At 30.8% G+C, this 23,821-nt stretch carries 21 protein-coding genes; 6 read left to right on the top strand and 15 right to left on the bottom strand.

From position 1 onward, the window contains the following. Positions 1-63 precede the first annotated feature (63 nt). Complete coding sequence (locus tag BTO18_RS17700; RefSeq protein ID WP_170063278.1) at positions 64-207, top strand: hypothetical protein; 144 nt, start codon at positions 64-66, stop codon at positions 205-207. 60 nt (positions 208-267) lie between these two features. Here BTO18_RS17700 and serS read toward each other — a convergent pair whose 3' ends face one another. Then, positions 268-1,542, bottom strand: a complete 1,275-nt coding sequence (gene serS, locus BTO18_RS13735) for a serine--tRNA ligase (protein ID WP_105016770.1) — start codon at positions 1,540-1,542, stop codon at positions 268-270. Positions 1,543-1,601: 59 nt separating this feature from the next. After that, positions 1,602-2,534, bottom strand: a complete 933-nt coding sequence (locus BTO18_RS13730; RefSeq protein WP_105016769.1) for a bifunctional riboflavin kinase/FAD synthetase — start codon at positions 2,532-2,534, stop codon at positions 1,602-1,604. Positions 2,535-2,725: 191 nt separating this feature from the next. On the opposite strand from BTO18_RS13730, the gene BTO18_RS13725 reads away from it, so the two are divergent. Together BTO18_RS13725 and BTO18_RS13720 are read left to right on the top strand one after the other, a co-directional pair. Then, positions 2,726-5,458: a TonB-dependent receptor gene (locus BTO18_RS13725; protein ID WP_105016768.1), complete on the top strand. Its 2,733-nt coding sequence runs from the start codon at positions 2,726-2,728 to the stop codon at positions 5,456-5,458. 18 nt (positions 5,459-5,476) lie between these two features. Next, positions 5,477-6,982: an SGNH/GDSL hydrolase family protein gene (locus BTO18_RS13720; RefSeq protein WP_105016767.1), complete on the top strand. Its 1,506-nt coding sequence runs from the start codon at positions 5,477-5,479 to the stop codon at positions 6,980-6,982. A 68-nt stretch (positions 6,983-7,050) separates the two neighbouring features. Here the strand turns inward: BTO18_RS13720 and BTO18_RS13715 are convergent, their stop codons facing one another. Continuing rightward, a complete protein-coding gene (locus BTO18_RS13715) occupies positions 7,051-8,265 on the bottom strand; it encodes an aminotransferase class V-fold PLP-dependent enzyme (RefSeq protein ID WP_105016766.1) in 1,215 nt (404 codons plus the stop codon). 98 nt (positions 8,266-8,363) lie between these two features. Here BTO18_RS13715 and BTO18_RS13710 point away from each other — a divergent pair, with 98 nt between their 5' ends. Together BTO18_RS13710 and BTO18_RS13705 are read left to right on the top strand one after the other, a co-directional pair. After that, positions 8,364-9,683: a serine hydrolase domain-containing protein gene (locus tag BTO18_RS13710; protein ID WP_105016765.1), complete on the top strand. Its 1,320-nt coding sequence runs from the start codon at positions 8,364-8,366 to the stop codon at positions 9,681-9,683. Between the two features lie 458 nt (positions 9,684-10,141). Beyond that, positions 10,142-11,104, top strand: coding sequence for a hypothetical protein (locus BTO18_RS13705; RefSeq protein ID WP_146106939.1), 963 nt, complete (start codon positions 10,142-10,144; stop codon positions 11,102-11,104). A 1-nt stretch (position 11,105) separates the two neighbouring features. On the opposite strand, the gene BTO18_RS13700 is transcribed toward BTO18_RS13705, so the two are convergent. From BTO18_RS13700 to BTO18_RS13645, 12 genes are all read right to left on the bottom strand, one after another. Then, positions 11,106-11,309 (bottom strand): hypothetical protein, encoded by a 204-nt coding sequence (locus BTO18_RS13700; protein ID WP_105016763.1) that lies wholly within the window; start codon positions 11,307-11,309, stop codon positions 11,106-11,108. Between the two features lie 86 nt (positions 11,310-11,395). Continuing rightward, positions 11,396-12,709 (bottom strand): Fe-S cluster assembly protein SufD, encoded by a 1,314-nt coding sequence (gene sufD / locus BTO18_RS13695; RefSeq protein WP_105016762.1) that lies wholly within the window; start codon positions 12,707-12,709, stop codon positions 11,396-11,398. A 20-nt stretch (positions 12,710-12,729) separates the two neighbouring features. Continuing rightward, positions 12,730-13,911: a DNA cytosine methyltransferase gene (locus BTO18_RS13690; protein ID WP_105016761.1), complete on the bottom strand. Its 1,182-nt coding sequence runs from the start codon at positions 13,909-13,911 to the stop codon at positions 12,730-12,732. Between the two features lie 70 nt (positions 13,912-13,981). Further along, positions 13,982-14,731, bottom strand: a complete 750-nt coding sequence (gene sufC, locus BTO18_RS13685; RefSeq protein WP_105016760.1) for a Fe-S cluster assembly ATPase SufC — start codon at positions 14,729-14,731, stop codon at positions 13,982-13,984. Positions 14,732-14,751: 20 nt separating this feature from the next. After that, positions 14,752-15,618: an N-acyl homoserine lactonase family protein gene (locus BTO18_RS13680; RefSeq protein WP_105016759.1), complete on the bottom strand. Its 867-nt coding sequence runs from the start codon at positions 15,616-15,618 to the stop codon at positions 14,752-14,754. Positions 15,619-15,672: 54 nt separating this feature from the next. Then, positions 15,673-17,118, bottom strand: coding sequence for a Fe-S cluster assembly protein SufB (gene sufB, locus BTO18_RS13675; RefSeq protein WP_105016758.1), 1,446 nt, complete (start codon positions 17,116-17,118; stop codon positions 15,673-15,675). Positions 17,119-17,157: 39 nt separating this feature from the next. Further along, positions 17,158-17,550, bottom strand: coding sequence for a four helix bundle protein (locus BTO18_RS13670; RefSeq protein ID WP_105016757.1), 393 nt, complete (start codon positions 17,548-17,550; stop codon positions 17,158-17,160). Positions 17,551-17,589: 39 nt separating this feature from the next. Then, positions 17,590-17,919, bottom strand: a complete 330-nt coding sequence (locus BTO18_RS13665) for a HesB/IscA family protein (RefSeq protein WP_105016756.1) — start codon at positions 17,917-17,919, stop codon at positions 17,590-17,592. A 106-nt stretch (positions 17,920-18,025) separates the two neighbouring features. Next, on the bottom strand, positions 18,026-19,084 hold the full coding sequence (locus tag BTO18_RS13660; RefSeq protein ID WP_211295608.1) for a cytochrome-c peroxidase: 1,059 nt from the start codon (positions 19,082-19,084) through the stop codon (positions 18,026-18,028). 44 nt (positions 19,085-19,128) lie between these two features. After that, positions 19,129-19,890, bottom strand: coding sequence for an MbnP family protein (locus BTO18_RS13655; protein ID WP_105016755.1), 762 nt, complete (start codon positions 19,888-19,890; stop codon positions 19,129-19,131). A 4-nt stretch (positions 19,891-19,894) separates the two neighbouring features. Continuing rightward, positions 19,895-21,217: a hypothetical protein gene (locus BTO18_RS13650; protein ID WP_105017590.1), complete on the bottom strand. Its 1,323-nt coding sequence runs from the start codon at positions 21,215-21,217 to the stop codon at positions 19,895-19,897. Positions 21,218-21,224: 7 nt separating this feature from the next. Continuing rightward, on the bottom strand, positions 21,225-22,661 hold the full coding sequence (locus BTO18_RS13645; protein ID WP_105016754.1) for a choice-of-anchor B family protein: 1,437 nt from the start codon (positions 22,659-22,661) through the stop codon (positions 21,225-21,227). A 109-nt stretch (positions 22,662-22,770) separates the two neighbouring features. Here BTO18_RS13645 and thiL point away from each other — a divergent pair, with 109 nt between their 5' ends. Continuing rightward, entirely contained in the window at positions 22,771-23,820 is a 1,050-nt protein-coding gene (thiL, locus tag BTO18_RS13640) for a thiamine-phosphate kinase (RefSeq protein ID WP_105016753.1), read from the top strand. Position 23,821: the final 1 nt, after the last annotated feature.

Here is a 23,821-nt window from a genome sequence, read left to right as displayed (position 1 = left end):
GCTTTTTGTAACGTTTTGGCACGAAACTTGTCTATAGTATAAATAACCAATCAAAACGAGATTATGAAAGATCTAACTAACAAATACGAAAATGCAAAACAAAACTCGATTGAGTTTATGCAAAATGGTCAAATAAGTGCTTATTTAAATTCACTTTTAGAGATGAATAAATATAAAAGATTAATGGTTGCTGTTGTAGCAAATTAAATTAGTTTACAGTCAGTTTTTGACTGAATACTGCCAACTGCATTACTGCCACTATAAAATCTAATTAATCACATCAAAACCAGTATAAGGAATCAAGACTTCCGGAACTTGAATTCCATCTTCAGTTTGATAATTCTCTAAAATTCCAGCCAAAACACGTGGTAAAGCCAAAGAGCTTCCATTAAGCGTGTGTGCCAATTCACTTTTACCTTCCTTATTTTTAAATCGTAGTTTTAACCTATTTGCTTGAAACGTTTCAAAGTTTGATGCAGAACTAATTTCTAACCACCTATCTTGAGCAGTTGAAAACAACTCAAAATCAAAAGTTAAAGCTGCTGTAAAACCAGTATCTCCACCACACAAACGTAGAATTCTGTAAGGTAACTTCAGCTCTCTTAATATATTTTTGATGTGTTCAACCATGCCATCTAAAGCTTGGTAAGAATTATCTGGGTGTTCTATTCTAACAATTTCTACTTTATCAAATTGATGCAATCTGTTTAAACCTCTAACATGTGCACCATAAGAACCAGCTTCTCTTCTAAAGCAAGGTGTATAGCCAGTTACACAAATAGGAAACTCTGTTTCTTGCATTAAATTACCACGAAACATATTTGTAATAGGTACTTCTGCAGTTGGTATTAAATACAAATCGTCTTCTGTAACATAATACATTTGCCCTTCTTTATCTGGTAATTGCCCAGTACCAAAACCAGAAGCTTCGTTTACTAAATGTGGTACTTGTACTTCTTGGTAGCCTGCAGCAGTATTTTTATCTAAAAAATAATTGATTAAAGCACGTTGTAATCTCGCTCCTTTTCCTTTATATACAGGAAAACCAGCACCAGAAATTTTTGCACCTAAATCAAAATCGATGATGTCGTATTTTTTTGCTAATTCCCAATGAGGAAGTGCATTTTTGCCTAAATCAGGAATTTTTCCTTCTTTAAAAACCTCTTCATTATCTTCTTCTGATGTACCAGCTTTTACAGATGTATGAGGCACATTCGGAATTTGATATAACAAATCTTGTAACTCATTAGCAAAATCATTTAGTTTTTCTGATAGTTCTTTAGAACTTTCTTTTAGCTGCTTTGTTTTTTCTTTCAACAAAGTTGCTTTTTGTGCTTGCCCACTTTTATATAAAACTCCAATCTCTTTAGATAACTTATTAGATTCTGCTAAAGTATTATCAAGCTCAACTTGCGTTGCTCTTCTGTTTTCGTCAGCAGTTAAAACTTGTTTAATAATGGTCTCAGCATTTGCAAAATTACGTTTTGCTAAACCCTCTAAAACAGCTGTAGTGTTTTCTCTAATATAGTGTACTTGTAACATTTTTTGGATGTTTTATAAGGCACAAAGATACACGAAGATATAGAAACTAACAATCTAGTTTAAGGATTGTTTTTAATATAATCTCTAGCAATTTTTTCATCATTTTTTAGTTGATGAATTAGCTCTTCAATTGAAGCAAATTTTTGTTCATCTCGTAAAAAATACATAAGCTCAATCGTTAAGTTTTGATTGTATAAATCTTGATTAAAGTCAAAAAAATGTACCTCTATTGTTTGATGATTTCCATCAACAGTAGGTCTGTTACCTATATTCATCATTCCAAAAACATTAATATTATCAATTTTAGATTGAACTACATATACTCCAGTTTTTGGAATTAACTTATAGCTTTCTTTTACATCAATATTAGCTGTTGGGTATCCTATTTTACCACCTAGTTTTTTTCCATTTACAACAGCTCCATTCAACATAAAATAATATCCTAAATAATCGTTTGCTGTTTTTAGATTCCCTGTATGTAAAGCTCTCCTGATTTTTGTTGAGCTTACAGATACATCATCTATATCTTGAGCAGGAATTTCCTCGACAGTAAAATCATATAAGTGGCTATATTCTGTAAGTTGTGTAATATTTCCTTCTCTGTTTTTACCAAAATGATGATCGTAACCAATAATTAATTTTGAAATATTAAGCTGATTTACTAAAATATCTCTAACAAATTCTAGAGCAGTAGTTCTCGAAAATTCTTTACTAAAAGGATGAATTATCAAATAATCTAATCCTATTTTTTCTAATAAATTAGCACGTTCTCCAATAGTATTGATTAACTCTAAAGAAGCATCCTTTTGCAATACCATTCTTGGGTGAGGAAAAAATGTCAATAAAACAGATTTTTTATTGGCTTTTTGGGCTTCTAATACCAATTTTTCTATAATTTTTTGATGTCCAAAATGAACGCCATCAAAAGTACCAATAGTAACAAAAGTTTTCTCTTTTGAAGAAAATTTAGAAATGTTATTTACAATATCCAAAGGTTAAATATAATTGAATTACAAATGTACAATAAGTAGGTTGTAAAATATAATCTATTACACCTGTTTTAATATGATTATAACACAATTAAATTCCTCTTTTTTTGCCAAAATGATAAATTAACAAATCAATTATTCAGAAATTCAAAAAAAATTGTATTTTGCGTATTAGTTAACAAATAATTCAAATTATGATAAAAAAAATTTTACTTGTTGCATTTATAGCTTTCGGTAGTTTAGCAATGGTGGCACAAACCACTGTTACTGGTACAGTTAAAGATGCAAAAACAGGAGATTTACTCCCTGGAGCAAACATTAAGATTTCCAACAAAGCAGTGGGAACTAACACTGATTTTGATGGAAACTTTGTTCTTAAAGTTGAGGATAATCCGCCTTTTACACTAGAAATCTCGATGTTAGGATTTCAAACAGAAAAAGTTCAGATTATAAAAAACAATCAAAAAATTGAAGTTTCTTTAAAAGAGAATGAAACTTCTTTAGATGAAATTGTAGTATCTGCTTCTAGAACTCCAGAACGTATAATGGAGTCACCAGTTACAGTTGAAAGAATGGACACGAGAGCCATCAAAAACACTTCTTCACCTTCTTTTTATGACGGTTTAGAAAATCTGAAAGGTGTAGACATAAATACGAGTAGTTTAACATTTAAATCGGTTAACACTCGTGGTTTCGCAACATTTGCAAACACACGTTTTATGCAATTGGTAGATGGTATGGATAACTCTTCACCAGCATTAAACTTTGCTTTAGGAAACTTACTTGGTATGTCTGAATTAGATGTAAAAACAGTTGAACTATTACCAGGTGCATCTTCTGCGTTATATGGTGCAAATGCCTTTAATGGTATTATGTTTATGACTAGTAAAAGCCCTTTTGATCACCAAGGAATTAGTGTTGCATTAAAAGGAGGTATTACAAGCCAAGAAGCTGCTGGAAATAATGAATTTACTAATTTTAATATTAGAATGGCACATGCTTTTTCTGACAAATTTGCTGCAAAAGCTACTTTAGAATATTTAAAAGGTACTGAATGGTTTGCTACAGATTACAGAAGTGTTGATGATGATGGAAACTATATTCCAGGGGAAAGAGACCCTGATAATCCAAGACCAACTGATGACCCAAACTATAATGGTGTTAATGTACATGGAGATATTGCTTCTCTTAATTTAGGAGGTTCTATCGGAACTGTAAGTAGAACAGGTTATAATGAGGTTGATTTAATGGATTATGATGCAAAAAGTGTAAAATTTGGAGCATCCTTAAATTATAGACCTTTTGGAGATGATCGTTTAGAAATTATTTGGAATTCTAAATTTGGAACTGGTAACACAATTTATCAAGGAGGGCAAAGATATAGCATCAAAAACTTTTTTATGGAACAACATAAATTAGAAATTAGAGGTAAAAATTTCTTTGTTAGGGGTTATACAACTGCTGAAGACGCAGGGGATTCTTACAATTCTTTATTTGCTGCTTTAAATATCAATAGAACTTGGAGTTCAGATGCAAATTGGTTTGGTGAATATGCTGCAGCTTATTTGGGAGGTGTTCCTGGAGTTACAGCTAGTAATCATGTAGCTGCAAGAACATTTGCTGATAGGAATAGGTTAAATCCTGGTACTCCAGAATTTCAGAAAGCTTTTAATGATGTTATTATAAATCCTGACTTAAAAACTGGGGCAAAGTTTAGAGATCAAACAAAATTATATCATGTAGATGCAAATTATAACTTACGAGACCATATAGACTTTGCTGAAATACAAATAGGAGGTTCTTATAGATTGTATTCTTTAAATTCTTTTGGAAATATATTCACAGATGCTGATGGACCAATTGATTATAATGAATATGGTGTTTACACACAACTACAGAAAAAATTTTTAGATGATCGTTTAAAGTTAACTGCATCTGCTAGATATGATAAAGCTCAAAATTTTAATGGTAATGTTTCTCCAAGAGTATCTTTAGCCTATGCAGCTGGTGAAGATAAAAATCAAAATTTTAGAGCTTCTTTTCAAACTGGTTTTAGAAACCCTACAACACAAGATCAATATATTGGTTTAGATGTAGGATCTTCAATTCTTGTTGGTTCAGCCCCAGATAATCTAGATAGGTTTTCAACAGTAGTTACTGGTGGAAATGGTATTGATTACACAATTACAGGTAGAGATGCCTATGAAAGATCTTATTCTGAATTTTCAATCAAAAATGGTAACCCAACTAGAGCAATTGCAACACTTGTACAACCTGAAAAAGTTACTGCTTATGAAGTTGGGTATAGAGGTTTACAAACTATTGGTGACTCAAGGTTTACCATTGATTTAAGTGTATACTATAACTCTTATGAAGATTTTATTTCTAATAAAAACGTAAGAGTTGCATTAGATAAAAACCTAACAGGTACTGCCCTAGAAACAGCTTTAAAAACTAGAGGTAGTTATGCAGATTTACAGATATATACCAATTCACCTTCTGATATAAGTTCTTATGGAGCTACTTTAGGAGTGAATACAAAGATTTTTGAAAATTATAGTTTAGGTGTTAATTATACTTATGCTAAATTCGATTTTGACAATACTACAGATCCAGATTTTGAGGCGGGTTTCAACACTCCAGAACATAAAATAAAAGTGCAATTTGGGAATCCAAATGTATTCAAAAACTTTGGGTTTAATGTTAACTTTAGATGGCAAACTGAATTTGAATGGGAATCATCTTTTGTTGATGGTGTAATTGACGAAAGAACTGTCATAGATGCACAAGTAAACTACAGAGTACCTTCAATTAAATCTGTATTTAAATTAGGTGGTTCTAACTTAACAGGACAAGAGTATTTGAGTGCTCCTGGAGTTGGTGCAATTGGTTCTCAATATTACCTTTCTTGGACAATTAATAACTAATAAAAAATTAAATAATTTATGAAAAATTATAAATATATAGCCTTGTTTCTTTTATCAATAGGAGGTTTTATGTCTTGTGATGTAAACAACGAATTAGACCCTATTACAGAAGAGGCTGAACCTGTGGTTCAATTAAATACTAACGGATTAGATTTCTCTAAATATGTAGCTATTGGGGCATCATTTACATCTGGTTTTACTGATGGTGCTTTATTTATTAAAGCTCAAGAAAATTCATTCCCAAGCATATTAGCTTCAAAGTTTGGAACTAGTTTTGCATCTCCATTAATGAATGATAATATTGGTGGTTTTGTTTTAGGAAGCACTGTTGTGCAACCACCTAGGTTTTATTTTAATGGTGCTGGTCCTGCTAGGCTAAATGCTGTACCTACTACACAAGTTACTGCAAGAGCTTCTGGAACTTCATTTAACAATTACGGTATTCCTGGAGCTAAAAGTTTCCACCTAACGTTTCCTGGCTACGCAACTTTAAACCCATATTTTGGCAGAATGGCTTCTGCACCTAATGCAACAGTTATGGGAGATGCTTTAACCCAAGCACCAACATTCTTTACTTTATCAGAGATTGGTGGGAATGATGTTTTAGGTTTTGCACTTTCTGGAGGAGCAGGTGTTGATCAAACAGGAAATTTAAACCCTGCTACTTATGGTTCTAATGATATTACTGACCCTAATGTTTTTGCTCAAGTTTTTTCTGGAATGGTTACAGCATTAACAACTAATGGAGCAAAAGGAGTTGTAGCTAATGTACCTTACATTACTTCTTTGGCTAACTTTACAACTGTTCCTTTTAATTCAATTCCAATGGATGCTGCTACTGCTGCTCAAGTAAATGCTGGTTATGCACCATATAATGGTGGTTTACAACAAGCTTTAGCTGCTTTAGCTGGTACAGGTTTATTAACACAAGCAGAAGTTGATAGGAGAACAATAAACTTTACTGCTGGGCAAAATGCAGTTGTAATTATAGATGAAGATTTAACTGATTTAGGAGCAATTAATCCTGCTTTTGCAGCTTTACCAAAATACAGACAAGCTACTGCTGATGATTTACTTTTATTAGCTAGTTCAAGTTTTTTAGGTACAACTGTTGGTGGTAATCCTGCATTAATAAATGGTGTTTCTGTTCCACTTGCAGACATGTGGGTTTTAACACCAGAAGAGCAAACAGCTATTAAAACAGCTACAGATGCGTATAATACCACTATTCAACAAGTTGCTTCTGCTAACCCAAATATAACTATGGTAGATTTTAAAACTGTTTTACAAACTGCTTCTACAACAGGTATTATGTTTGATGGTAATTTAATGACTACTGGATTAGTAACTGGAGGTTTAATAAGTTTAGATGGTGTACATTTAACTGGTAGAGGTTATGCACTAATGGCTAATGAAATTTTAGGTGCTATTGATACTGAATTTGGTTCAAACTTCTCTGTAGCTACTGATGGTTTAGCTAAAGCAGAAAACTATCCTACAAATTATAATCCTTCTTTAAGATAAGGAATTTTAAATTTCAAACAAAAAAGGTTGAGAATAATTCTCAACCTTTTTTGTTTGAAAATGTATTCTTAAGAAAGCATCATTTGCGCCCTTTTAACTCCTTTTACTAAAACATCAATTTCTTCTTTGGTATTATAAAATGAAAAAGAAGCTCTTATGGTTCCTGGAATTTGATAAAAGTCCATAATTGGTTGTGCACAATGATGACCCGTTCTAACAGCTACACCTAATTTATCTAAAATAGCACCAATATCATAAGGATGTATATTTCCTACATTAAAAGAGATTACTGCAGTTTTATCTTTAGAAGTTCCAAATATTTTTAAATCCTCTATTTTAAGTAATTCTTGAGTTCCATATTCTAAAAGCTCATTCTCGTAATCGGCTATAGTATCAAAGCCAATAGAATTCATATAATCAATGGCAGCTCCAAATGCAATTCCTCCACAAATATTAGGAGTTCCTGCTTCAAATTTATGGGGCAAACCTGCATAAGTTGTTTTTTCAAAGGAAACAGTAGCAATCATTTCTCCTCCACCTTGATATGGAGGTAATTTTTCTAACCATTCTTGCTTACCATACAACATTCCTTGTCCTGTTGGGCCACATAATTTATGTGCAGAAGCCACATAAAAATCAACATTTAAAGCTTGTACATCTGGTTTAATATGAGGCGTAGCTTGTGCACCATCAATTAAAACAGCAGCATTTACTTTATGAGCTGCATCAATAATTTCTTCTATTGGGTTTATAGTTCCTAAAGCATTAGAAACATGATTACAGAACACTAATTTTGTATTTTCATTTAAAAGTTGATGGTAAGTATCCATATCTAATGTTCCATCCAATTGCATTGGAATTACCTTTAAAACGGCGTTTGTTTTTTCGCACAACATTTGCCAAGGCACAATATTAGAATGATGTTCTAAAGCAGAAACAATAATTTCATCTCCTTCTTGCAAAAGTGATGCAAAACCTGAAGCAACCATATTAATACTATGTGTTGTGCCAGAAGTAAATATAATTTCGTAAGCTTCTTTTGCGTTAAAATGTTGTTGAATTTTAATACGAGCTTCTTCGTATTTATCTGTAGCTTCTTGACTTAAAGTATGTACACCTCTGTGAATATTAGCATTGTAATTCGTGTAATAATCAACAATAGCATCAATAACCACTTGTGGTGTTTGGGAGGTAGCTGCATTATCAAAATAAACCAAAGATTTTCCGTGAACATTTCTCTTCAGAATTGGGAAATCTTTGCGAATTTTATCAACATTAAACATAGAAATCGATTTAAAACACAAAGATAAACCTTGATTTTTGAAACTGATAAAAAAGACAATATGATTTTCTTATTTTTACATAACTAAACTATTTCGAAATGAAAATTTTTAAAAGAGTCCTCATATTACTGCTGATTGTAATTACAGTTATTATGATCGTAAATTATCCAAAATTGAACATTCTTTCTGGATATTCTGCAAAAAATACGGCATCCTCCGTTTTTGTAGCCAATAGATCTTTAGCGTTTACAGATAAAACTGACAATAATTTTGCTCCTGTTAATTTAGCTGATGATGAGGTAAATCTAAATACAAAAACAGCAACTTCATCTGCATTTGGATTATTAACTAGAAAAGCTATTTATAGAAAGGGTTTAGGTACGGTTTTAACACTTTCAAAAGAGGATGAAAATGCAAAGTATTTGGTACCTGATAGAGTGTTAGCTCCTAATAACATTACTCCTTATCCTTATGGAAATGGAAAACAAAAAGATACCCTTTTTACTAATATTGAATACACCAAATTAAATAAAACTGTTGCTTCTGTATTTGGGAGAAACCAATCTAGAGCAGTTTTGGTTATATATAAAGATAAAATTATAGCTGAAAAATATGCCAAAGGATTTAATAAGCATTCTAAAATATTAGGATGGTCTATGACCAAAAGTGTATTAAGTACTGTTTTTGGTATAATGGAATATCAAGGAAAATTGAAAGTAACTGATAAAGCACCAATTACTTCTTGGCAGAAAGATGAACGTAAAAACATTACCATTCATAATTTATTACAAATGAATTCTGGTTTAGAATGGGATGAAAACTACGATGAAATTTCTGATGCAACTACAATGTTATTTTTAGAAAGAGATATGACCAAAATACAAGAAAATAAACCATTAGTAGGCAAAATAAACAGTTCTTGGAATTACTCTTCTGGAACTTCTAATTTATTATCAGGGATCGTAAGAAGTCAGTTTTCTACTCATCAACAATATTTAGATTATTGGTATTCTGATTTAATTGATAGAATTGGGATGAACTCTATGATTTTAGAAGCAGATTTGGCAGGTAATTATGTGGCTTCTTCTTATGCTTGGGCTACTCCAAGAGATTGGGGCAAATTTGGTTTGTTATACCTACATAAAGGTAATTGGAATGGTGATCAAATTTTTGCTAAAGATTGGGTTGATTATGTTACAAAACCTGCACCTTCTTCTGAAAATAGTTATGGTGCACAATTTTGGTTAAATGCAAATGGGCGACTAAAAGATGTTCCAAAAAACATGTACTTTGCTGATGGTTATCAAGGTCAACGTGTATATATTTTACCAGACCAAGACTTGGTAGTTGTAAGAATGGGCTTATCTTGGATGGATGAAAATACTTTTTTGAGTGGTATTATTTCATCAATTGAATAAAATAACCAATTCTTCCTGTAACAAATAAGGTATTTTTCTTTCTAATATAGAAATCTGCTATCAGTTTCAAGAAAATGGTTTCTAAAAAAATCCTATATAAAAACAGACGGAATACAATGAAAATTTCAAAAAAGGAATTATTTATTGGAAGCCTCATGGGTTTATTTACGACAATAATTTTTTACTCTTTTATAAAATTAATTGGTAAATCTTTACTTGTTTTTGATGCTATACTTCATAAATATGAATTAATAATCTTAAATGAAAATGAGCAATTCTATTATAATTTTTTTATTGCTTTCATTTCATTGAATTTTTCTTTTTCAATTATTTTTGAATTTTTAATTAATAAACCTAAAAGATTTCTAAGCAAATACAATTATAAAAAGAAGAATATTTTAAACCTTCAAAGAGTTTCAAACTGGTTTTTTATAAATTGGTTTTTTAGAATTTCATTTATGTTTGGAATTTTAGCATTAAGTTTTGATACAAAAGATTTTTTCCCAGAAATAACATATATATTTTATTTAATTATAATTGTTTTTTTAGGGCAAATGTGGATGTCTTTTAAGTCTTTTTTATCAAAAAATAAATTAAAAAGTTTTATATTATTTATAACACTTACTCTATTATTTGCTTTTACTATTTCTAAAATTGAAGTTATTAATAATGAATCTATAGATAAATCTATTTTATCTAAAAATTTCTTATATAAGTATAATATACAAAGAGTAACTTCAAATTCTTTTACAAAAATACCTGATTATAAACCTTTTTTCTTTGATATTTACGTTACAAAAAATAAACTAATTACTAATAGTGATGTCAGAGATTCAATTATAAAGACAAGGTCACTAAAAGAGCAGATATTAGATTTTCAATCTAATTTTTCTAGCCTTTACCATCCATATTTATCTTATATTCTACATATTGATAAAAATACCAGTATGCTAGATGTTAAAAACCTACATAATAATTTAAAAGAATTAAAAGCTAGAAAAATTTATTATTCTTTAAAAGACAAGAATATTCCTTTTTATTTCTCTACAAATAAAGCTTTCGGTTTTATTCTAAAAAATTCTATAATTGGCAATACAAATCGTAAACTTATTAAAATCAAAATCTTAAACAAGATAAAAGTTCGTTTTGAGAATAACACTATATCTATGAGAAAGCTAAAAGAATTAATTGAACAAAAAATACTCAATGAGGGTATTTCTCCCTTCGTTCTTTTATTTAATGAGCATACTAGCTTTGAAAGCTATTTTAAAGTTTTATCACTTACAAGAGATATTGTTAATAAATTTCGAAATGATTATGCAGAAAAAAGTTATAATACCTCTTACCAATCTTTATCAAAAGAACTTAAAACCTCTGTTAGGGATAAATATTATTGGAAATTTGTTAATATAATGAATTAAATTATTCTTTACCTTTTATCAAACTTAAAACAACAGCTACAATTCCTAAACCAATTGTTATATATGCATTTGTGTTATCTTGAGCTTCTATCAAATCTAAATCTCCAATAGAGACTTGAGTCTCTGGGATTACCAATATATAAATTCCGTAAGCTAAAAGGATAATTCCTACTATTAACAGTACTATTTTTATTGTTTTATTCATAATAAGCTGATTTAAAATTTAACACAAAACTATAGTATAATAAAATTTATGTTTAACGCAATCAAAATATACTTTAACTGATATACTTATAAATCAAAACCAATATTAACACCCAATTTTTGAGCAATTAATTTTGTAATTCTAGACTTTACTTCAGGAATTTTTACACTCTCTAAAACTGTATTTGCAAAAGCAAACATTAATAAAGCTTTTCCTTCTTTTTGAGGAATTCCTCGTTGTTGCATATAAAATAAAGCATCATCATCTAACTGACCAATAGTACAACCATGAGAACATTTTACATCATCAGCGAAAATTTCTAGTTGAGGTTTGGCATTAACAGTAGCTTTATCACTCACCAAAACGTTATTATTTTGTTGATAAGCATTTGTTTTTTGAGCTTCTTTATTTACAATTACTTTTCCGTTGAAAACTCCTGTAGAACGCTCATCATAAATTCCTTTATAATCTTGATGCGATTCACAATTTGGCTCTATATGATGCACCAAAGTATGATGATCTACATGTTGTTTTCCTTCTAAAATGGTAATTCCTTTTAAAATAGAATCCATATGTTCTCCATTTTGATAGAAATTTAAATTGTTTCTAGTAATATTTCCACCAAAAGAAAATGTATGTACAGAAACAACGCTGTTCGATTTTTGATCTATATACGTATTATCAACCAAAGAAGCATTTAAATTATCATTTTGAATTTTATAACAATCTACAGTCGAGCTTTTTGCAGCAAAAATTTCTGTAACTGCATTGGTTAACACAGCGTTAGATGTTAAACTTTGATGACGTTCTGTAATCTGAACATGCGAATTTTCTTCAACCACAATTAAGTTTCTTGGCTGAATCATTGTTGCAGCTTCAGAACCTGTAGTAAAATTGATGATTTGAATCGGCTTTTGAACTTCAATATTTTTCGGAATATGAATGTAAGCACCTTCTGCAGCAAAAGCCGTATTTAGACTTGTTAAATTGTCTTGTTTAGCAACTTTATTAAAATAGTTTTCAATTACAGCTTTGTACTTTGGCTTATTTAAAGCGGATGACATTAAGCAAACATCAAAATTTTCGTGTGTAGTTGCCGATAAAAAAGAACTGTATTTTCCATCGATAAAAACTACTTTATACGTATCAATATCATGTATAAAATACTTTTTTACATCTGCTAATTCTACTGCTTTTTCACGATCTGGAAAAATGCTAAAATCATTTTTTAAAATACTATTTAAAGAAGTGTATTTCCAAGCTTCTAACTTTTTGGTTGGGAAACCTAGCTTTTCAAAATTCTCAAAAGCTTTGGTTCTTATGTCGTGAATATCAGAATTGGTGTCCACTTTATCTTCAAAAGCTACATAAGATGATACTATTTTATCTTTCATTTCCATGATAGAACTATTTTTTAATTTTAAATGATTTCTGGTTGATGAAAAACGTCAGCATTTATTGCTTTACTTTCATCAACAACATTCCCTTTCTCTAAAACTCTTTTTAATGTTAATGCAATTTCGTAAGCCAATAAAGGCGGAACTGCATTCCCTATTTGTTGGTATTGGCTTAATCCTTTTTCCCAACTCATTTTAGTTCGCATTCCTTTGAACTCAAAATCATCTGGAAAAGACTGCAATCTTGCACCTTCTCTTGCTGTAAAATTTCTATCCAATTTTGGATGAATAAAATTACTTTGAAACGATGCTGCAATGGTTGGTGCAGGCTTATCTCCATGCAAACGTTGGTTATTCTGGCTAAATTTTACCGTTGATTTTTTTCCAGGATTGCCTCTTTGCACAGCTCCATGAGTTTCCCAAACATCTAACAAACCTTGCCCATTTTTTATGGCTTTAAAACGATTTATTAAACGCTGTGTGTGTCTCATTGCAACATGATTCTTTACATTATTAGAGTTTTTTCGCATAAACTCTTGGTATCCATTTTTTACTTTTTTTGTGTATTGCTGTATTGGTTTTCCTTCTGATGCATGAATGGTTGGCAAATCAGAAATCGCTTCATTTACAGTAATTTCTTTTTCGTATTTCTTTTTTGGGAATTCAGGCAAAACTTTCAAATCTTTACGAATTCCTATAACAATTACTCTTTGTCTAGCTTGTGGAACTCCAAAATCTGAAGCTTTTAAAACTTCGTATTTTACTTCGTATCCATATTCTCCTGCATTTTCAAATTCAGCTATAATTTGTTTTATTACTTGCCCAGATTTCATAGAAAGTAATCCTTTTACGTTTTCCATCACAAACGATTTTGGATTGTACCAATCAATTACTTTTACAAACTCATAAAACAATTTATTTCTAGGATCATCTGCAACTTTATTTCTTTTTTTATTAGCTAAACTAAAACCTTGGCAAGGTGGTCCACCAATAACAACATCTATTTCTTTGTTGATGTGCTTATCAAAATCTTCTTTTTTGATGTCTGATAAATCTCCACAAATAAATGGCGTTTCAGGAAAATTAGCAGTGAATGTTTTCTCGCAATTCTCATCAATATCTGATGCTAAAACCGCATTGAAACCAGCCCATTTAAAACCTAATGAAACACCTCCACAACCAGAAAAAAGATCTATTGTATTCAATTTTTCAGTTTTCAGAATGCAGTTACCAGTTTACAGTTTTGAAAACTGAATACTGTGACTGCAAACTAATTTATACAAGTTCTTGCTTAATCCAATCGTAACCCTTTGCTTCTAATTCTAAAGCCAAAGAAGCATCACCAGTTTTTACAATTTTTCCATCGTGTAAAACGTGTACAAAATCAGGAACAATATAATCTAACAAACGTTGATAATGTGTAATTACAATTACTGCGTTATCTTTTGATTTTAATTTATTTACTCCGTTTGCAACAATACGCAACGCATCAATATCTAAACCAGAATCTGTTTCATCTAAAATGGCTAATTTTGGCTCTAACATTGCCATTTGAAAGATTTCATTACGTTTCTTTTCTCCTCCAGAAAAACCTTCGTTTAGAGAACGAGATAAAAACTTTCTGTCAATCTCCAACAATTCAGATTTCTCACGAATTTTCTTCAACATATCTTTTGCAGGCATATCTTCTAAACCTTTTGCCTTACGAGTTTCGTTGATTGCTGTCTTGATAAAATTGGTTACAGAAACTCCTGGTATTTCCACTGGATATTGAAATGATAAGAAAACACCATTATGAGCTCTTTCTTCAGGAGCTAATTCGCTTATATCTTCTCCATTTAATTCTATAGTTCCGTCAGTTACTTCATATTCTTCCTTGCCAGCAACTATATTTGCCAACGTACTTTTTCCAGCACCATTTGGTCCCATAATTGCGTGAACTTCACCTGCATTTACTTCTAAATTCAACCCTTTAATGATTGATTTTTCATCGATTGTAGCGTGTAAATTGTTAATTTTTAACATCGTTTTTTAAGCTATTTGCTTTAAGCTTTTGGCTTTAAGCTGTTTAATAATTTTTCTAATTTTTGATAATCTAATGGAGAGTGCTGTATGATAACTGTTGCATTCTTCTCTTTTGCAAAGGCTTCAAACTTATCCATACTTTCTAGAGTTTGTTTTACATCATAATTAAATGAGGGTACACCTTTATTTTCTCTATTTTCTTCAAAGTGATATAAATCTCCTGTTAACAAAACTGGTTTTTCTAGCCCAGCAACTTCAACATATAACACTTGATGCCCTATTGTGTGACCTGGCATGTATTTGATAACTACAGTTCCATCTCCAAAAACATCATAATCGCCATTTATTTTTTGAACTTTAGTCAGCATTGCAACAGCTGGGTTCTTTACTTTTACTGAATCTCCAGCAACAGCATTATATTCATTTTCTTGAATTAATAAAGTGGCATCTTTCATATAATTTGCATGTCCTGTGTGATCAAAATGAGAATGAGACATTGCAAAATATTTAAAATCTTCAATTTTAAAATCAATCGATTTTAATTGATTTACTAAAGAATCTGGTCTTTGAATAGTATAAACTCCACTTGGATCTGTATAAGGTTTAGGAATTACCATTTGTTCTGGTAAACCTGCATCCCACATTAAATTTCCTTTAGGATGAGAAATTACATAATATGCATCTGTAAATTGCTTTGATTGCCCAGTGTAAGTAGTATCTTGAGAAAAAACCTCTAATTTATTTACTAAAATAGAACCACCAACCAATTGATATAATTTTACATTTGATTTTTCAATTTTATTCTGAACTAAGTTTTTTACTCTTTCTCTATGATGTTTACAGCTTATAACGCTAATCGCGAGAAATAAAAATAGTATTTTTTTCATTTGATTGTTTAAAATCCTGCAAGGTCTTTTTTTGACCTTGTAGGTATTACATGTTTATCCTACAGAACCTTCCAAACTAATTTCCAATAATTTTTGTGCTTCTACAGCAAATTCCATTGGAAGCTTGTTCAAAACCTCTTTACTAAATCCATTTACAATTAAAGCAATTGCTTTTTCAGTATCAATTCCACGTTGATTACAGTAAAACAATTGGTCTTCTCCTATTTTACTTGTGGTTGCTTCATGTTCTATTTGTGCGGATTTGTTTTTGGTTTCTATGTATGGAAACGTATGTGCTCCACATGCATTACCCATCAATAAAGAATCACATTGAGAGAAATTTCGTGCATTTTCTGCTCGAGAATTAATCTGTACTAATCCTCTATAAGAATTTTGAGATTGCCCTGCAGAAATTCCTTTAGAAATGATGGTTGATTTGGTGTTTTTACCCAAATGTATCATTTTTGTTCCTGTATCTGCTTGCTGGAAATGATTGGTTACTGCAATTGAATAAAATTCACCAACAGAATTATTTCCTTTTAAAATACAAGAAGGATATTTCCAAGTTACAGCAGAACCTGTTTCTACTTGCGTCCAAGAAATTTTGGCATTGGTTTCGCATAAACCTCTTTTGGTTACAAAGTTGAAAACACCACCTTTGCCTTCTGCATCTCCAGGAAACCAGTTTTGTACAGTAGAATATTTGATTTCTGCATCATCCATAGCAATTAACTCTACAACAGCTGCATGCAATTGATTTTCATCTCTTTGTGGAGCTGTACAACCTTCTAAATAAGAAACATAACTACCTTTGTCTGCAACAACTAATGTTCTTTCAAACTGACCAGTTCCTCCTTCATTAATTCTAAAATAGGTTGATAATTCCATTGGACATCTTACTCCTTTTGGAATGTAACAGAAAGATCCATCAGAAAAAACAGCCGAATTTAATGCTGCATAAAAATTATCTGAAGTAGGTACAACTGTACCTAAATACTTTTTTACCAGTTCTGGATGTTCTTGAATTGCCTCTGAAATTGGCATAAAAATAATGCCTTTTTCAGCTAACGTTTTTTTAAATGTTGTGGCAACAGAAACAGAATCCATTACAATATCTACAGCAACGTTTGCAAGTTTCTTTTGCTCATCTATAGAAATTCCTAATTTTTTAAACGTTTCTAATAAATCTGGATCTACCTCATCTAAAGAATTTAATTTTGGTTTCTTTTTTGGTGCAGAATAATACGCAATTTCTTGAAAATCTGGTTTAGGATACGTTACATTTGCCCATTCTGGCTCTTCCATTTGTTGCCAAACACGAAAAGCTTCCAAACGCCATTCAGTCATCCATTCTGGTTCGTTTTTCTTTTTAGAAATTGCACGAACAACATCTTCATTTAGTCCTTTTGCAAAGGTTTCACTTTCTATATCTGTATAAAAACCATATTCGTATTCTTTGGTTTTTAATTCCTCTTCTAATTGTTCTTCTGTATACTTCATAAATTCAAAGTTCTTTGTTTAAAATTCAAAGTTGGCTTGCTAACTTTTGTATTTGCTTCCTTTGAAATCACTTTTTTTCAAATAATTAATAAAACCACCAATCATTTTACTTAAAACAAGTGCTTGTTCTTTTAATTTAATAAATTCATTTTCATTCACATAGTTCCTATCTAAAACTCGATATAATTGAGATCTTGTTTCACCACAAGATGCTTTTGCTATTGATAAAAATTGAATGAATTCTTTGTTTCCATTTCTTTCAAATCCTTCTGCAATATTATCCATTACTGAACCAGAAGAACCATCTATTTGACTATATAATTTGTAATCTTTTCTTAATTCTGAATTATTGGCTAATGTATTAATGTCATTACAAAGAATTCTAGAAAGTTTCCAAATTTCTAAATCTTCGAATTTTGTAACGGTTGCCATAACTTTAAATCTTAAACTTTTAAATTTTGAATTCTTTTTCTATAAAGAAAAAGACTCTCCACACCCACAAGTTCTATTGGCATTAGGATTGTTAAACACAAAACCTTTTCCATTTAAACCTCCTGAATATTCTAAAGTTGTCCCTACTAAATATAAAAAGCTTTTTTTATCTACGATAAGCTTTACATCATTTTCTTCAAAAATTTTATCGTTTTCTTGTTGGGTTTTATCAAAAGTTAAATCATAAGATAAACCTGAACAACCACCACTTTTTACACCAACTCTCACATAGTCTTTAGCCGCGTCAAAGCCATCTTCAGTCATTAACTCAATGACTTTTTTCTTTGCTGTGTCTGATACTTTTATCATAATTTTAAATAGATTAAATCTAAAGTGTTGGCAAAGATACTATTTAAGTTAAACAAAAGAGATAAATTTTCATTAACAAGTGCTATGAAATCATTAGTTTTATTGATTATTCTTGAAAATCAGGATTGTTCACAAAATCATCATCAGAAAGCGTTAAAAGAAAGGCTTTTAAGTCTGCTTTATCTTTTGCAGATAAACCTACTCCACCTTGATTTACTTTTTTCATTAATGGATCAATAGTTGATGAAGGTTTTAAACCTTCTGAATAATGATTGATAACCTCTTCTATTGTTACAAAACGACCATCATGCATATAAGGTGCTGTAAATTTTAAATTTCTTATGGATGGTGATTTGAATTTTCCATTATCTGCAGGATCTCCAGTAACTGCTCCCAAACCTAAATCAGAAAAAGAGGCATCTAACCCATTGTTATGAAATTGATTGTCTGTCCAAAGTGGATTATTATCACTTCCATGACAATGAAAACAATCTCCTCTTGCTTCATCCATAAAAATATTAAAACCATTTTGTTCTTCTGGTGTTAAAGTGGCTTCTCCTAATAAGTATTGATCAAATTTTGAGTTTCCAGAAATTAAGGTACGTTCAAATTGTGCTAATGCTTTTGTAACTAAAGTTGAATCTATATTTGAAGTGCCAAATGCTTGTAAAAATAAAGTTGGATATTCAGAGTGATTTTGTAACTTTTTAGCAACATTTTTCCAGTCAGAGTGAAGCTCAATAGGATTTAAAACTGGTTCTAAAGCTTGATTTTCTAGACTGAAATCTTTTCCATCCCAGGCGAATTTTTCATCAAAATTCCAAGCCAAATTAAAGAGTGGCATTGCATTTCTAATACCTTGTTTTCCATCAATTCCTGAACTGAATTGTAAATTATCTGTAAATGCTTTTTGCGGATTGTGGCAACTAGCACAAGATTGAGTTCCATCACCAGAAAGTATTTTATCAAAAAATAATTTTTTACCTAGTGCAACCCCTTCTTGTGTAAGCGGATTATTTGCAGGTACAATTTGATTAATTAATTTTTCTTTAAAAAGCTGTGGTATTTTTAGTTCATAGACAACAGGCGTGTAATTTTCTTCTTCTTTGGATGTGCAATTCATCAAAAGAAAAAAAGAGAAAGTATAAAGCCAAGCTTGTTTCATTTTTGAGGTTTCTCCATAAAGTTAAGATGAAAACACGAATTTTATTAATTAATATCACCTAAAGAAAAAACTGTCTTCCCATTTGCACTCATTAGTTTTTGTGCTTCAAAATTGGGCATTAGCACAGTATTTAGTTGATTTAAATCCCATGTATGAGGATTTCTAAACCATTCAGCAATATTTACTTTTACAGTTATTTCTGAATTACTAATAAAACTTAATGTACCTAAATCAACTTCAAAAGATGTGTCTTCGTAAACCAAGTTATTAGGGTCTGACCTGTCTACAGCTCTAATTGCATGGTAATTAAAGTTTGCATCTTGATTGTTATTGTCTTTATACTTGCCATCAAACTGCATATAATGATATCCACCACCCAACATTGATGGTACATTAAAATTAACTGTATTCAAATCTTGATAAGCTCCATCAATATTATCATCATCTTTAAAACCGAAACGAAATTTTAATTGATAGCTGCCAGGTACTATTTTTTCTGAAAGTTGTAAAGTAAAATTATCGTCTTTTTCTAAATCTATTAAGGTATAGTCGCTAAACGTAAAAGTTTCATTATCGTTTATTAAATATATATTAGAAAGTAAATAACGTAAACGTTCAATTTTTAAAAAATCTCCATTTTTAGTTTCAAATTTAAAAGTATCTAAATCTGATGCAGTTAAGGGTGAGGCAAGCCAAAAGTGTTCAAATTGTAATGAAACTGATATTTTTTCTACTTCAACATCATCAGTTGAGTTACATTCTATAAGCAAGAATGATAAGCAAATTAGTAGTAGTATTTTTTTCATTTTTCTATTTTAATTTTATAAGTAAGGCATCTGAAAAACCCTTGTTTACATTTATTTCTTGATCTGAACTCCAAGATTCTCCTACAATAATTGCTCCATTCTGAAACTCAACTATGCTATTAGCCTCTTCTAATTCACTGCCTCCAATACTTTTTTGCCATTCTAAAGTACCCTCGTTATTTATTTTAATGACCCAAACATCTTTATTGCCTTTATTTTCTGTTACATCTGTATCTGCACTTCTTGAGCTACCTACTATTAAAAAACCTCCATTAGAAAAAGGAATTATTTTTTTAGCACCTTCAAAAGAAGACCCCCCAAAATTCTTCTCCCACAATAATTTACCATCAACATCAATTTTAATAACCCAAATATCTGATGAGCCATTATTTTTACTAATGTCTTTATCTAAACTTCTTGAGTTACCGACTATCAAAAACGCATCTTCAGGTGTTTTACTTATTGCATAAGCTTCATCAATTTCAGAACCCCCAAAGTTCTTTTCCCAAAGCAAGGTGCCAGAGTTATCTACTTTAACAACCCAGTAATCGTAAGTGCCTAAATTATTAGAAATGTTTGTATCTGCACTATCACTAAAACCTGTTAATATATAATTTCCATTATCAGTTTCAGCAATGTCTAATAGGGTATCTGTAAACAATCCCCCATAATATTTAGACCATAGTTTATTACCATTTATGTCTATTTTTATTAACCAATAATCGCCACCTGCATGTTTATTAGCTACTTTAGAATTACCTTGCCCTCCAGAAGCTGTTACATCTAAAGAGCCTCCTAAAAGAATAGAATTATCTGAAACTTGTTTTATAACAAAGGCTTGGTCTGAACCAGAAAACCCAAAGTTTTTTTCCCAGATTAAATTGCCATTTTCATCGATTTTTACAACCCAAAAATCATAATTGCCTTCGTTATTTGTAACATCAACATCATTACTTCTGCTAAAACCTGATATTATAAAAGAACCATCATTGAGTTCAATAATATCTCTAGCTCTATCGTCATTTGAGCCTCCAAACGTTTTGTTCCAAACTAAATTATTACTATTATCAAACTTTAGTACCCAATAATCATAACTATCATTAGTTTTTTCTTTGATATCAAAATCTGAACTTTGAGAATGACCAACTGCAATATAACCACCATCAAAAGTACTTTTTACAGAAAGGAATGCATCATTCTTTGAACCTCCAAAAGTTTTGATAGTTTCAATTTGAAGCGTTTTATTATATGTATTTTGATATACACTTTCTTTTGAGCAAGAACTTGCAACAAATACTAAAATAATGTAAATAATGCTATTTTTCAAAAGATTACTACTGTTTTTTGAGTATAAATAAGCCTTTTTCAATATCACTAATTACAATTTTACCACTATTAAAAAATGGATATACATTCCAAACTCCATTAAAAGCAGGGTTATCATCTTCTGGATACGTATCAAAATAACCTGTTTCTGTCATTGTTTTAGAAGCAATATTAGAAATATCGTGAAAACGGACTCCTGCTCTATAATTAGCTAAATAAAAAGTGTTCCCTTTTACATAACCATTATGGTCTATAGCTTCTGTGGGGCCAGAATATTCAAATAATAGTTGTGGGTTGTCTAAATCTTGTAAATCAAAAATTAAAATTCTCGTTTTAGCCACTTTACCATCAGTTTCATCTAGCTCATCACCTACTATAAAGTAACGCTGATTTTCTGTGAACCAACCTTGGTGTGTATAACTATCATTTGCATAAGTAATTTTTGCAATACTTGTAGGGTTTGATTTATTTGTTACATTAGATATAACAACTTCATTTGCTCCAAAACGCTCACCATTACTACCTATCAATATTTCTTGACCAGAGTAATCAGTATCTGGGCCATTATACATTACCACTTGTGCATCATGAGAATAACCACCAGCTGCATATCCACCAGCTGCAATTGGGTTTTTAGGATCTCTAATATCAATAAAAAATGGACCCCCACTAAATTGATTTGAGCCGACAACATATGCAAAACCAGAATCTTCATTAATTACGATATTATGAGCATTACCAAAAGCGGTAAAGTCTTTATCTGATGCAAATGTTTCTGGTGGATTAGCCACATTTCTTAATTGTGTTAAATCAAAAACTTGCATGCCATGGTTTGAAGCTTCACTCACAATAAAAGCATGATTTTTATATACTTTTACATCTCTCCAATCACTATCTACTGTTCTTGTGGGCAGTTTTCCTAAATATACTGGATTATCAGTGTCAGAAATATCGACAAAAACAGTACCGTCTTTTACACACATCACCACGTATTCTTTATTAGTGGTTGGGTCTGTCCAACCCCAAGAATCGTTTGCTTCTTCAGAGGCAAAAGTTGACATTGGTAAATGAAGTAACAAATCGTAATCTTTACAAGGAAACTGACCTGCAAAACCTTCATTACAAACTACTTTGTTTGAAAGTGTAGTATCACAAATATCTCCAACTCCATCACCATCAGTATCTTTTTGATCTGGATTTGCAGTTTGTGGGCAATTATCTACATTATCTGCAACACCATCATTATCTGAATCTATAAAATCATCACAGGCATCACCAACTCCATCATTATCAACATCTTCTTGATTTGGATTTGCAGTTTCTGGGCAGTTATCTACTGAATTCTCAATTCCATCATTATCTATATCTGTATTTACTTCTTCTTTAGAGCAACCAAAAACAAGTAGTGCAAAAATAAAAACAAAAGTAAAATGTGTAAACTTCATCTGATTTGAATTTAGTTTACTAAATTACTGAATAAATTGTAACTATTTTTGTTAAAACCAACTTTGTAAATTATATTGTTATAACTATCGAAGTCTTTATCTTTGCAGTATGTTAGAAGATAAAAACCAAAGTAAAACATCATTAGCAGAACTTGGCGAGTTTGGCTTAATAAATCATATTACAAAATATTTTAAGGTTGAACACAAATCAACAGTTAAAGCAGTTGGAGATGATGCTGCAGTTTTAGATGCTTCTGAACTGCAAACTCTAGTTACAACAGATTTATTGATAGAAGGCGTTCATTTTGACTTGAGCTATATGCCTTTGAAACATTTAGGGTACAAAGCTGTTATGGTAAATTTATCTGATGTGTATGCAATGAACGGAAAAGCTGAACAAATTACAGTTTCTATAGCTGTTTCTAACAGATTTCCATTAGAAGCTATTGAAGAATTGTATGCTGGTATTCAATTGGCTTGTGATACTTATAAAGTAGATTTAGTTGGTGGAGATACTACTTCTTCTACCAAAGGAATGTTGATTTCTGTAACTGCCATTGGTAAAGCTGATAAAGAAGATATTGTATATAGAAGTGGAGCAAAAGAAACAGATTTAATTGTGGTTTCTGGAGATTTAGGTGCTGCTTATCTAGGATTACAAGTTTTAGAAAGAGAAAAACAAGTTTTTAAAGTTGATCCAAATAATCAACCTGATTTAGACAATTACACCTATTTAATTGAACGCCAGTTAAAACCAGAAGCACGTAAAGATATTTCTGGTTTGTTAAAAGAGTTGGAAGTAAAACCAACCTCTATGATTGATATTTCTGATGGATTATCTTCAGAGCTTTTTCACATTTGTACACAAAGTAAAGTGGGTTGTAAAATTTATGAGGATAAATTACCTTTAGATCCGCAAGTAATTTCTACTTGCGAGGAATTCGAGTTAGATTCTACAATGGTTGCTTTAAGTGGAGGAGAAGATTACGAATTGTTGTTTACAGTTCCTATTTCTGATTTTGATAAAGTAAAAGCTAATCCGAATTTTTCTATTATTGGACATATTACAGCAGAAAACCAAGGTTTACAATTAATTACAAGAGCAAACCAAGAAATTGAATTGAAGGCTCAAGGTTGGAATGGTTTGAAAAATAATTAAC

It is taken from the genome of Polaribacter porphyrae (assembly GCF_002954685.1).
Classification (GTDB): Bacteria; Bacteroidota; Bacteroidia; order Flavobacteriales; family Flavobacteriaceae; genus Polaribacter; species Polaribacter porphyrae.
This window is presented reverse-complemented; position numbering and strand designations above follow the sequence as displayed.